The sequence below is a fragment of the Paenibacillus lupini genome (genome assembly GCF_011761355.1).
GTDB classification, from domain to species: domain Bacteria; phylum Bacillota; class Bacilli; order Paenibacillales; family Paenibacillaceae; genus Pristimantibacillus; species Pristimantibacillus lupini.
Genome location: NZ_JAASRW010000001.1, coordinates 220,498 through 233,431, shown reverse-complemented (window position 1 = coordinate 233,431; position 12,934 = coordinate 220,498). Strand labels below are relative to the sequence as shown.

Annotated in this window: 13 protein-coding genes; all 13 read right to left on the bottom strand. The window is 46.2% G+C overall.

What is annotated here, in order from left to right; translation table 11 throughout:
• Positions 1–76: 76 nt before the first annotated feature.
• Entirely contained in the window at positions 77–736 is a 660-nt protein-coding gene (locus FHS17_RS01195; protein ID WP_167272937.1) for a hypothetical protein, read from the bottom strand.
• A 34-nt stretch (positions 737–770) separates the two neighbouring features.
• Positions 771–2,102, bottom strand: a complete 1,332-nt coding sequence (locus FHS17_RS01190) for an arsenic transporter (protein ID WP_167272932.1) — start codon at positions 2,100–2,102, stop codon at positions 771–773.
• Positions 2,103–2,902: 800 nt separating this feature from the next.
• Positions 2,903–3,085: a hypothetical protein gene (locus FHS17_RS01185; RefSeq protein ID WP_167272929.1), complete on the bottom strand. Its 183-nt coding sequence runs from the start codon at positions 3,083–3,085 to the stop codon at positions 2,903–2,905.
• A 39-nt stretch (positions 3,086–3,124) separates the two neighbouring features.
• Positions 3,125–4,585, bottom strand: coding sequence for a HAMP domain-containing sensor histidine kinase (locus tag FHS17_RS01180; RefSeq protein ID WP_167272925.1), 1,461 nt, complete (start codon positions 4,583–4,585; stop codon positions 3,125–3,127).
• Entirely contained in the window at positions 4,585–5,301 is a 717-nt protein-coding gene (locus tag FHS17_RS01175) for a response regulator transcription factor (protein WP_015843966.1), read from the bottom strand. Before FHS17_RS01175 ends, FHS17_RS01180 begins: the two co-directional genes overlap by 1 nt.
• Before the next feature lie 38 nt (positions 5,302–5,339).
• Positions 5,340–6,599 (bottom strand): cytochrome c biogenesis protein CcsA, encoded by a 1,260-nt coding sequence (gene ccsA, locus FHS17_RS01170; protein ID WP_167272920.1) that lies wholly within the window; start codon positions 6,597–6,599, stop codon positions 5,340–5,342.
• Entirely contained in the window at positions 6,596–8,284 is a 1,689-nt protein-coding gene (resB, locus tag FHS17_RS01165) for a cytochrome c biogenesis protein ResB (RefSeq protein WP_167272907.1), read from the bottom strand. The genes ccsA and resB overlap by 4 nt, the downstream gene beginning before the upstream one ends.
• A gap of 26 nt (positions 8,285–8,310) precedes the next feature.
• Positions 8,311–8,838 carry a redoxin domain-containing protein gene (locus tag FHS17_RS01160; RefSeq protein ID WP_167272903.1) on the bottom strand — a complete coding sequence of 176 codons (528 nt, stop codon included), beginning with the start codon at positions 8,836–8,838 and terminating at the stop codon, positions 8,311–8,313.
• A gap of 91 nt (positions 8,839–8,929) precedes the next feature.
• Positions 8,930–9,673: a pseudouridine synthase gene (locus FHS17_RS01155; protein ID WP_167276277.1), complete on the bottom strand. Its 744-nt coding sequence runs from the start codon at positions 9,671–9,673 to the stop codon at positions 8,930–8,932.
• 55 nt (positions 9,674–9,728) lie between these two features.
• Complete coding sequence (locus FHS17_RS01150) at positions 9,729–10,262, bottom strand: spore maturation protein (RefSeq protein WP_167272899.1); 534 nt, start codon at positions 10,260–10,262, stop codon at positions 9,729–9,731.
• Positions 10,255–10,947 carry a nucleoside recognition domain-containing protein gene (locus FHS17_RS01145; RefSeq protein WP_167272895.1) on the bottom strand — a complete coding sequence of 231 codons (693 nt, stop codon included), beginning with the start codon at positions 10,945–10,947 and terminating at the stop codon, positions 10,255–10,257. Before FHS17_RS01145 ends, FHS17_RS01150 begins: the two co-directional genes overlap by 8 nt.
• A 108-nt stretch (positions 10,948–11,055) precedes the next feature.
• Positions 11,056–12,186, bottom strand: coding sequence for a D-alanyl-D-alanine carboxypeptidase family protein (locus FHS17_RS01140; RefSeq protein ID WP_341805773.1), 1,131 nt, complete (start codon positions 12,184–12,186; stop codon positions 11,056–11,058).
• Between the two features lie 240 nt (positions 12,187–12,426).
• Positions 12,427–12,903 carry a GerW family sporulation protein gene (gene ytfJ / locus FHS17_RS01135; RefSeq protein ID WP_167272888.1) on the bottom strand — a complete coding sequence of 159 codons (477 nt, stop codon included), beginning with the start codon at positions 12,901–12,903 and terminating at the stop codon, positions 12,427–12,429.
• Positions 12,904–12,934 lie beyond the last annotated feature (31 nt).

Here is a 12,934-nt window from a genome sequence, read left to right as displayed (position 1 = left end):
GTGCTTACCATGACCTTCCTTCCCGAAGGTCTTTTTCTTTTTGTGTGGAACAACCGGTTTCATTCATCTCATCATTCTACCTCGGTACATACAGCGTATGAATATGACCAAGTTGAAGTAATGTGCTACTTCCGTCAATCTCAATTAATTCAACAATATTATTGCTCATAGATTTGATTACACCTAGCCGTTCAGATGGACTACTCCAATCGATAGCAGCCTTATTCCCTTTTTCTTCTTGAAACAGTTCTGCAAACGTTTTAGCTCTAACATCAACCGTAACTGTTTCTGCGGTTAGTGAGAACGGTGAATAAGAGCTAGGATAAGGGATTAACCATTTTAAATGATCAAGGGCAACATAAATGGTATTGTAGATAGGAGAATGTAAGATCAGATAGTCCGTCATCACCTCATTTAAATACCCAAGAATGGGTTTATTGCCACATACGGATATTTCTACGAACAAACCTTTTGCATTCTGCAACATTTTAGCTAGTGATATTTGTTCATCTTGCTTTATAAATGGTGTCAGATTAATATCTTTATCATCATCACTCCCAGCCCTTAAGTCTGCTTTGAGACTATGCAGATGGGTCATTGGGATGTAGTAGTAACGCTGCTGATGCAGAAGGACTAACAAATCTGTCCCCGCCTCGATCAACTTCCCATGTTTGGGACGATTCCCGGATATTTCTACAACCACTTTTTCCGATAGATAGGATGTAAACTCATTCAAAATAAGCCCTCCTTTTGCATGCATATCTTCTTTTTTAGAACAACCAAGATACCCATAAACTCAATAAGACCAAAGACACGATCACCGTAATTGGAATGACGAGCACAGTAACCTTCAAGTAATTACTCCAGCTCATTTTCACTCCGTCCTTTCTAATAATGTGCATCCACATGATAGTTGCAAGTGTACCAATTGGAAGCAGAAGTGAACCGATATCGCTGCCAATAACACTCGCTAGATACGCAATCTTCAACGTAATTGGATCTAGTCCCATATTCGTTAACGTCAGCGTACCAACCATCAGAGCAGGGTGATTGTTAAATAAGTTAGATAAAATACTCATAAGCAGTCCCATCAGCATGCTGGCATGTAGTAAACTACCGGCGATAAGCGGCTGTAGAAAATGAATAAGCCACTCTGTAAGTCCAAGATTACGAAGACCATAAATGATCACATACATACCAAATGCAAAAATGAGTATATACCATGGTGTCTTCTTGATCATATCAACAGGAGGAATCTTCAAGAAAATCCAACGCCAGGTTAAAAGGAACACGGATCCGATGACAGCCATCAGCGAAACGGGGAAGTTGATATAGGAGGCTACAAATAAGCTGACTCGCACACAAAAAACGAAAATCAATACATTGCGCATGAATTTCGCACTTCTAACTTTCGGTATATCCCCTTTAAGCGGATGACCTCCCGGTGTTAAGCTCCATTGCGCGATTTGTGGGAGTTTCTTCGGAAGTGTCCGGTAAAAGAGCGCGAACAGAAGCAGAGCCATTACTACTAGTCCAAGCGATGCAGGGACGAACATCATTGCTGTATGCATATACAGATCCATGTGAACGATTTTAAGTGCAATTAAGTTTACGATATTACTTACTCCGATTGGAGCGCTTGAAGCTGTCGCTATAAGTGCGCCTGAGAGCAAATAAGGAATCTTTTGATGATTTTTAAGTCCCATACTTCTGAGCAGCATTAATAAAATAGGAGTTGTAATGAGAATACTGCCATCATTATTAACGAAAAGCGTCATTAGAAAACAAAATAAATTAGTTAGCCAGAACAACCTAATTCCTGAGCCTCGGGCTTTTCTTAATAAGATTTCGGCAGCCCAATGAAAGAAGCCAAAACTTTCGAGTACAATTGCCATTACGATCGTTGCAATAATGGTAATAGCAGCCCCGCTGATGGTTTCTGTAATAGCTCCCAAGTCACTCAATGATACGGTACCTGTTAACAGTACGATGAATGCACCAACAGATGCTGGTATTGCTTCATTAATATTTGGTTTCCAGAATATGAATCCAATTGTAAGAATGAAGGTACAAATTGTGATGATTGCCATTAAATCAATCATGTTCTAGCCTCTCTTCATACTCAGCTCACTACACTTTCATTTAAATTTCATTACTATTAGAATCCTGATGTCCAAACGATCATTTTCATAGATTCCCTCCCTTCTGATAGCTACAAAACTTGCGATGTACTATATTTATATGTACAAGACAATTAGCTCGCACTGGTCTATAACCCCTACTCTATGAAAACCATCTCCTATCAATCATTGATAGATACCCGTTAGTGATACTTGCCAGCAAAAGATACTTGCCTAGCGCCTACTCGCATAAACCGAAAAAGGCAGCACCGTTGTAGAACTAACGGTGCTGCCTTTTTCGGTTGGATCTTGACTTTGTGATTATCTTTTGTCTTTGGTCTTTGGTCTTTGGTCTTTGGTCTTTTGTCTTTGGTCTTTGGTCTTTTGTCTTTGGTCTTTAGGTCTTTGCTCTTTGGTTTTGGTTTTAGGGGCCAGTGCAACGCGGCCCATGGCTCGCGAGGGGGATAAGAGGTTACGTGCTTGAGGAGCGGAGCGTCCGCCTTTGTCTGTCCATTGCCTGCCCTAACCCAATTATAATCGGAGGCAATGGGTAGACAACAGCGGCCGAAAGCACGCTAACCCCGCCCCTCGAGCAATCGAGCCTATGTTCTTTGCTCTTCGCTCTTTGCCCCTCGCCTGCCACACCCCATATTGGTGTGGCATTCCCGGTCTCGGTCCCGCGCAAGCGCAGCACGGCGCGCGTGGCTCTTGGGGGCTCGGTGCGAGAGGGTAAGGGGTAACGTGCTTGAGGAGCGGAGCTTCCGCCTTTGTCTGTCCATTGCCTACCCTAGCCCAATTCCAATCCGAGGCAATGGACAGACAACAGCGGCCGAAAGCACGTTACCCCGTCCCACGAGCGTTCCACGAGCGTGCCACGAGCCTGGCGAGCCAACCTCAAGCCCCCAGAGACCGACACCGTCAGCAAACAACATTGTTTCACGAACAACAAGATTAAATCCCCTCATTCAACAAAAAAACGCTCCCCGAAGGGAGCGTAGTGACATCTATTGATTGGATTCGACAGGCAGCAGCAAAGTGAATGTCGTGCCTTTACCGAGGACGCTGTCGACTTCGATTCGGCCATTATGCTGAGTAATGATATTTTTGACGATAGCAAGTCCTAGTCCGGTACCACCCGATGCACCACGTTTACGTGCTTTATCGGCTTTGTAGAACCGTTCAAAAATATACGGGACATCCTCGCTAGGAATACCCTGCCCTTCGTCAGCAATAATCAGCTTCACATAACGTTTCTTATTAATCATCGCGAGGTCTCCGGCTATTCGGATCGATTTACCTGCTGGAGTGTGACGAAGCGCGTTATCCATCAGATTCGTCAATACCTGCTCAATCCGGTCCTCATCCGCCTCATAAACAGCAAGCGGTTCATCTGAGAGATCTGCAATCAAGCTGACATCTCGTTCCTTCGCATACACTTGGAATTTCCGATGAACACGCCTCACAACATTACTCATATCAAACTCCTGCAGACTGAGCTCAACATGACCGGCTTCCATCCGGGCCATATCGAGGAAGTCATTTACAAGCCTGCCCATCCGAAGAGACTCATCATAGATGACTTGGACGAGCTCTTTCCGCTCTTCCGGCGAAGCCACGATATCATCAAGAAGGGCTTCACTGTAACCTTGCAGCATTGAAAGTGGTGTCCGAATCTCATGGGAGACGTTAGCGACAAAGTCCCGACGCAGCTTCTCGAGCTTATGCTCTTCTGTTACATTTCGGATAACGGCAACAGCACCACGAATGACACCATCTGTCTGAAGAGGCGCCATTACAACCGACCATACATTGTTATGGACTTGCACTTTATTCGTACAATCGCGTCCCGCTTGCATGACACGCTGGAACGTATCCCGCAGCGGACCGGGCACGCAGTGGAACGAAGGCGCTCCTTCATCTTCCAGATCAATATCCATATCGAGATCCGACCAGCGGCTTACCAGCATATGACCTGGAGGGTTTGTAAGAATAACCTCGCCATCTGCGCCAAAGGTAATTACCGCATCGCCCATACTGCGCAGAATGCTGGAGAGATGCTCCTTCTCGTGATTCAGATCATCAATCAGCATCTCCAGCTGTTCGGTCATATGGTTAAATGTTTTGGCAAGATCACCGATCTCATCCGAAGAACGAATTTCTACTTTTGTCTTATAATTACCGCCTGCAATGGAATCCGCTGCTTTCTTCAGCGCCAGCAATGGCTGCTGAATCCGTGACGACAGGAAGAACGCGAAGAACGTAGAAAGCAGAAAACCAATAACGGCTACAACAATAAACAACACTTTAATCTGATGCTGGTAATCCTTAAATGCAATATCGATATACTGGAGCAGGAACGTCCCAAGAATAACGAGGACAAGTGCGACGAGAAACATAATCGTCCACCACAGTTTCCCAACTACCGTATGCAGGGCAAAGTTCCCCCAACGTTTCAACAGCCTCATTACTTCGGTACCTCAAGCTTATAACCGACGCCCCATACTGTCGTAATCATCGAAGCAGCATCAGGCGATACTTTATTTAACTTTTCACGCAGGCGCTTCACATGAGTATCTACCGTACGCAGATCACCAAAGAACTCATAGTTCCATACATCCTTCAGCAGTTCCTCACGCGAGAACACTTTATCCGGCGATACGGCCAAATAATGCAGCAGCTCATACTCTTTAGGAGTTAAGCTCACTTCCTGTCCTCCAGCCGATACGCGGTGTGCATCATGTTCAATAACGAGATGCGGGAAAACAATATTGTTGCTTGAATTCACTTCTTTTGTCAAAAAGGCCGTAGCGGATGAGCGGCGCAAAATCGCCTTTACCCGATAAATGACTTCGCGTGGACTGAATGGCTTCACGACATAATCGTCTGCACCAACTTCAAAGCCTTGCACACGGTTCATTTCTTCGCCTTTGGCCGTCAGCATAATAACCGGCGTTGCTTTTACTTGCCGCAAGCGGGAGCACACCTCCACGCCGTCAATGCCTGGAAGCATAACGTCGAGCAGAATAAGCGCATAATCGGTTACTGTTGCGAGCCGAAGCGCGGTCTCACCGTCTTCCGCTTCGTCGATCAGATAGCCTTCCTTCTCCAAATACATTTTCAGCAAACGACGAATCCGTTCCTCGTCATCTACCACTAGAATACGGCTTGCATAGTCGGACATGCGGTGTTGCTCCTTTCAAAACAATTTATTATTAATGATTATACGCCTGCGTAAGAGTGCAAACCAGCGATAACGAGGTTAACCCCTACCAATGTGAACAAGATAACGACGAAACCGATAACCGCGAGCCACGAAGAGCGTTTGCCCTGCCAGCCGCGCGATAGACGGAAGTGCAAGTAGGCACTGTAGTAGAGCCAAGAGATAAGCGCCCATACTTCCTTCGGATCCCAGCCCCAGAAGCGGCCCCATGCGATGTTCGCCCAGATCATTGCGAAGATAAGGGCACCTAGCGTAAAGATTGGGAAGCCGATCGCAATTGCACGATAGCTGATTTCATCCAGATCTTCCGGATCTATATCTTCCATCAGCGGATGGATAACTGCACCAATCCGTTTACGGAACAGCAAGCGAATTAATCCGTACAAAATAGAACCTGCAATTACAGACCAGATTACCGTATTTAACTTACGTCCTCCATTAACACCAGTTAACCAGCTTGGTGCTTCGAACAATGGCTTATCCATACCAAGAAAAGAATCCATCTGAACGGCTTGGCTGTTATAAGGTTTAACAATTGGCGGCAGCGTATAATTGGCTGTATCGGTCGAGGAATGATCCACGCCTTTACTGTCGATAGTGACTTTCTCTTGAGTAAATGTAGCCTCGTAGCCTGCCCCTTTGAAAATAAATACAACAGCAATGAAGCCAATAACAAGGACAATCGTATATAAAGAGAATTCTACCCAAAACTGATCTCTTCTAGCTTCCTTTGAGGTTTGCTTAAAGTCAACCACACGGAGGAGATACATCAATCCTGCTGCAAAGCCTACCGCGAAGAATGCTTCCCCAGTAGCTGCAGTCGTTACATGCACCTTCAGCCACATGGAGCTCAGTGCTGGAATAAGCGGCTGAACCTCTTGCGGGAATACAGATGCGTAAGCCACTACCAGTACAACTAGCGGTAAGGCGAACATTCCAAGTAAAGGCACTCGGTAGATCGCATATACGATTGTGAATGCGATCATAATAGCCATGCCTAGGAAGGTAATAAACTCATACATATTACTTGTTGGAATTTGACCGCTTCCAATCCATCTTGTAAAGAAGAACGTCAGATGGGCCGCAAGGCCGAGTGACGATGTGATAAACGAGATACGCGACCAGCGTTTCTCATGTTTTATCGGATCACGGTTGCTCCATTTTTTCCCTGCAATTGTAACTACATAGAACAGGAATGCAAAGCAATATAGGAAAAAGGCGGCGATAAAGGCATCGCTGCTGAAATCGACATAACTCACGCGTTATTCCCTCCGTTATCAAGCGACTTAGGTTCTACGTCAATTCCGGTCTTCCGGAGTGCGTAAGCCACGTCTGCTCTCATGCCGTACCAGTTTTTATTTGTATGTGCGCCAAGCGATAGCTTACCGTCGTCGATCCGCAGCCAAATGCGCCGATGCTGCCAGTAAGAGCCAAGTAATAATCCCAGCATCGAAATGGCTGCCCCATACCAAACATAAGTAAGAGCCTTGTCCTTACGTACGTTCAAGTAAGTGGAAGCTTCGGCAAAGTGAACATTGTCCATGCCATTCACTTTAATCTCCAGCTTGTTCGAAATCGCAGCATTAATTGTGTCTTGTCCAAATTTCTCTTTATCCTTCTGCATCGGGAAGTAGATATAAGGCTGACCCTTCTCAGGTAACCCTGGACCTGTAATCAGGAAGATAAAGGCTGGTGCATTCGGATCACGGCTGAGCGTTACGGGTTCCCCATCTTCGCCAATGCTGAACTCCATATAATTAGCCGCAAGCTTCATCGTGTAAGGCCCCAGCTTATAATCCAGAGGTGCATCCTTCATTGGCAAATCAAATTTCCCGTAGCTCTCGCCAGTCTCCTTATTTATGAGTTCCGGACTAACACTTTTCAGCTTTGGCGTAACATCGTAGTCAAACTGATACAGCTTAAGCCCATCATACTTGAGCGGATGATTCACAAGGATGTCCTGCTTTTTGATTTTTTTCAGCTCAGGTTCACCCGTAGCATTTTCACCGCAGTTGCTAGTACATTTATAAAGAACTGCTGCAGTCTCGTAACGTTTGGCGCGGAGAGTGCCATGAAGTTCTGGCGGCAATTCGTCATCCGTATAATACTCGACTGTGAACTTCTCGTTTTTCACGTAGTAGTTCGTACCCTCGATCTGAACCGTATCACCGTCTGGTATGCTCACATAGCTGTCCATTTGCCAGCCAGGAAGGCTTCTGCCTAAGATAGCGAGCAAGAACAAGATCAAGCCGATATGATTAATATAAGGCCCCCAGCGGCTGAACCGGTTTTTCTCGGCAAGCATCGCAGTTCCGTCTGTATACACTTTGTAATGCTTTTTCTTCAAATGAGTGGAGAACTGCTTCACCCATTCTTCAGAGTCTCCCTCAATCGGGGCATTGTACACTGTCTTCTGTCTCGTTATGAAACGCAAATGTTTGCGGATCTGCTGCTTGCTTAGTGCTCTATACAGCGGCAGCACGCGGTCCAAGCTGCAGATCACAAGAGAAGTACCAATCATAACAAGCAGTGTAATGAACCACCATGAATCGTATGTATGAGACAATCCCAGCTTATAATAAAGCTTGCCGGATAAACCGTATGTCTCCTCGTAATAGATAGAAGGCTCGAAATTATTCAGGAATGAGCCTTCCTGCGGGTAAATGGTACCAAACATTGCCGTGATCAATGTAATGACAATGAGATAAACAGCAATCTTGACGGACGAGAAGAAATTCCAAATCCGGTCAATCCAGCTTGGATTACTCTTCTGCGACCTTCTCGCTACGCCGTCGTATCGCATCTCGAGCGGGGCATCTGATTCCATGTCTTCCATAAGCGGTTTGCCGCAGCTTTCGCACAGCACGGTACCAACGGCATTCTGATGTCCGCATTCGCATTTCGTGTTAGGTAGAGATAACACCGTGAAACCCCCTAATCCCATCCATCAGCCTCTAACTCGAGGCAATCTTACTGAAGCAGCTTGTCTACACGTGAATCAATATCCTCCTCGCTCATACCACCCACAAAAACATCCTGAACGGTCCCATCCGGCAGTACAAAGAAGGTTGTCGGATACGACTCCAGTCCGTATTTATGCTCTGTCTTCCGGTTCACATCTCTTAAAATCGGATAACTCAGATCAAACCGGCGAACGAAATTGTTCACAGTAAGCGTGTCTTCGCTTAAGTTAATCGCCAGTATCTCAAGTCCTGCGTCCTTCCACTTCTCGTACTGACGCTCGAACTCTGGCATTTCCTTTACGCAAGGCGGACAAAAACTGCCCCAAAAGTTAATAACGACAGCCTTACCTTTATAATCAGATAAATTGTGCGTATTCCCCTGCAAATCTACCAGCGTAAAATCTGGCGTTTGTTCCCCAATCTTCGGGATTCCACCTTCATTTGCAGCGAATAACGTATTGCCAATGGCATATCCGCCTACAACAAGCACGGCAAGCAGAATGACAATTTGCACCGTTTTTCGATACTTGCCCATTCCTGTCCCATCACCTACATTTCACCATTGATGTCAGCTTAGAATACATTCATTATAACGAAAAACGGGCGGCAATAACCGCTGCCGCCGCTTACTTTTTATGAACTTTATGTGTCTTGCGAGCCGCTTCCCGAAGCTCTTTCACTTCAACCGGAGTCAGGTGTCTGAACTGACCTCTCGCCAAGTTCTGAAGACCAATATCGCCGAATTTCACACGTCTTAATCTCACAACCGGATGATTGATTGCGTCGAACATCCGACGTACTTGTCGATTACGACCTTCGTAGATTGTAATACGGATTGTTGAGGTCTTATTCTCCTCATCAACATCCTGATATTCAACATCTGCCGGTGCTGTCATTCCATCCTCAAGCATAATACCGGACTTCAATTTCTCCAGCAAAGAACCATGTGGTGTGCCTTTGACTGTTGCGAAATACATCTTCGGTACGTGATGACTTGGATGCGTTAGCAGATTGGCAAACTCACCGTCATTCGTTAGCAAAAGCAGACCTTCCGTATCGTAATCCAGACGTCCAACCGGATAGACACGCTCCCTAATACCGGGCAAAAAATCAGCCACCACTTTGCGCCCTTGCGGATCCTTCGCGCTAGTGATGACACCTTTTGGTTTATTCAGCATCAAATAGATCTTTTTCTCACTGCGGATCGACTTGCCGTTAACCTTAATCTCATCAGTCGTTGGGTCCGCTTTGACGCCAAGCGTTGTTACTTTCTCACCGTTTACCTCTACGGCACCGGCTAATATCATCTCTTCGCATTTTCGACGGGATGCGATACCCGCTTGAGCTAATATCTTTTGTAAACGTTCCAATGCTTTCACCTCAACCTCCATCATAACGATATGGAAGGGAAAGCACAAGTCGCGACTACTTGAATATGTACATACAAATAAGAATTGCTGCCAAAAATCCGACAAGATCCGAGAATAAGCCTACTTTCAAGGCATATTTTGTCTTTCGAATACCAATAGCACCAAAATAAACCGTCAGCACATACAGCGTTGTATCAGTGCTGCCTTGGATCGTCGAAGCAATACGGCCGATCAACGAGTCCGGCCCATGTGTGGCGATAAGATCTGCGGTGAATGCGAGTGAACCTGCACCGGTAAGCGGCCGAAGAATACCAAGCGGCAATACCTCCGTCGGTATGCTCAACAGATCAAACAAGGGACGGACGGCGCCCAGCATGAGATCCATTGCACCGGACGCGCGGAACATACTGATCGCCACCATCATGCCTACAAGAGCAGGGATAATATTAATGGCGGTGCCAAATCCGTCTTTTGCTCCCTCGATAAAGGTTTCATAAACAGGGACTTTACGAAAGGCAGCATATAATGGGATAAATACAATAATTGCTGGAATAAGCCAAGCTGACAGACGGGTAAACAACTCAAACAACTTCCCCACCTCCTCCTCTTGGGAGTGTGGCTGATGCTGAGACAGGTGGATCTATGGAGGATTTGATCGGCATTTGTTTAGAAATGCGAGTGGTCTTGCCTGGAGGTGGTGCCGATCGCCTGCGATACCATCGGTCAGCAGCGATAGCGGCGCCTGTAGCAATAAAGGTCGCCGCCAGGGTTGTGCCGACGATTTCTGCCGGATTCGCAGAACCATAGTTCATTCGAATCGCAATTAGCGTTGTAGGTACAAGAGTTATGCTGGAGGTATTTAGCGCAAGCAGCGTACACATTGCCGGCGTTGCAGTCGTTTGGTCAGGATTCAGCTTCTGAAGCTCCTGCATCGCTTTTATCCCCATTGGCGTTGCTGCATTGCCTAATCCAAACAGATTGGCGCTTAAATTACTCATAATATAACCCATTGCCGGGTGATTAGGTGGCACGTCCGGGAATAGACGCTTCACAACAGGGCTTAACATCCGGGCAAGCTTCTTCAGCATACCCGCATCCTCTGCGATCCGCATCATTCCCAGCCAAAACACCATTATACTAATCAGCCCAAAGCTTATCGTTACTCCTGATTTAGCACCATCAAAGGCCGCTTGCGTAACGGCATCAATTCTGCCATTAATTGCTCCAACTACTACACTTACCACGATAAAAAACAACCATATCCAGTTCACCATAAATTGGCCGCCTCCCCCGATTAGCCAAGCGTAAACGGCTGCGTCGTCCTATAGAGGGGCAGCATTCGTTTCGCGGGTGAAATATAAGAAAAGTATTGCTATACTTTCTTACATTTCAAATAATGCATTGATAACGGATGTTATCGAATGTATGAAACTGTCACGTTCCATTGTTGCCCTCTTATAATCAAGCATAGCGGCATCCGACATCGGCTTGCGTTCTGGCAAGCTCATTCTTGCGCTGCCAATATCATAAACAGGAATGGATCCAATCTTCTGATCGTTCAAATACCATTCCAGCGCACCACGTTCCCCTAGCCTATAATTCATCGTTGCCATATCAAGTACAACAAGACGGGATTGAAGCATGTCCCGCTCCTCTTCGGCTAACGGATAATAAAACGAGTTTCCAACCGCATATGGATAACCTGCTAAGGTTTGCCCTTTGCTTGCTACTTCCATAAGGGGATAGTATTTAAAGCCCCAGTCCAACATATGGCGGTGGTCAATCCAGTCATCTCGATCATTTAACGTCACAGCCGCAATCTGCTGTCCGTTTCTTGTTGCGGAACTGACCAGGCAGCGAAGAGCTTTTTTGGTATAACCGGTTTTAACTCCATCTGCCCCCTCATACATTGCGAGCATTTTATTCTTGTTTGCCCAGCTGTATTGCCACTTCTCATGAGGGTTGGGAACACTCTTTACCTTCGTGCTAACAATTTCGGCGAATACCGGGTTTCTTAAAGCATAAGCCGTTAATTTTGCTAAATCATTTGCAGAAGAGTAATGCCCTTCCGCATCCAAGCCATGTGGATTTTTAAACTGCGTATGAGTAAGGCCTAACATCTCCGCTTTCGCATTCATGAGGTGAACAAAGCCCTCTTCTGATCCACCTACATGCTCAGCAATTGCTGTTGCCGCATCATTACCTGAACGGAGCATAAGCCCGTACAGCATATTAAGCAGCGTCATTTCCTCACCAAGCTGCAAATAGATCGATGAGCCTTCCTTGCCTACCGCTGTTTTGCTCGTCTTCACATGATCTGAAAGCTTGCCATGCTCAATCGCGACAATAGCCGTCATGATCTTCGTCAAGCTGGCTATTCGCATGGATTGATCTCCATTCTCGCTGTAGAGCAGTCTTCCTGACTTAACATCAACAAGCGCAGAAGCATTTGCACTGGTATGAATCGGCTTTGGCGCTGCGAATGCCGGCGTTGCAAAGCTTGTCCCCCATATCAAACTGGCTATCCATAATCCTATTCCTATTCGGCGAGTAACCTTCACGTTTTCGTTGCTCCTTTCCTATCGTCAGCCCTCACCTTGTACAGTATATGCTTCGGATGGGCAAATTAAGACATGCCTACCTCCAGAAATGAGAAAACCTCTATCGAGGTCTCTCGAAGATGAGCGACCGCGTCTAGAGGTAGGGATTATCTATTGTGGTGAAAAATCTCTGCAGCACTTGCTGGCAGTTCCCTAGATGAGGGTGTCAGTGCCATCTGTTATATAGTCATTTGAGCTTGGATTCGAACTTGCTGAAGTTTTGAACATCGATTGAACCTTGTCGAATACATGTGGAGCAGAATCAATGATCCGTTCCATCAGATGCGTTTGATTATCAAGCGGAACAATCTTCACGCCTTGTGTACCTACAACAAGGAAAGCGATTGGCGTAATCGATACCCCGCCGCCGCTGCCGCCGCCGAAAGGTGCTGCAACACTGGCATTATGATTGTGACCGTCAGATGGCGACGTATGCTCATGTGATGTTGAACCATCAAAACGGATATCGCTGCCGCCAGCCACAAAACCGAATCCCACCTTCGAGATCGGCATAATAATGCTGCCATCAGGCGTTTGGACAGGATCACCGACAATCGTATTGACGTCGACCATCTCTTTAATATTTTCCATAGCAGTTTGCATTAGGCCTTGAATCGGATGTTCTGGCATTGTGACTCCTCCTGAATTTGTATTGTGTTTG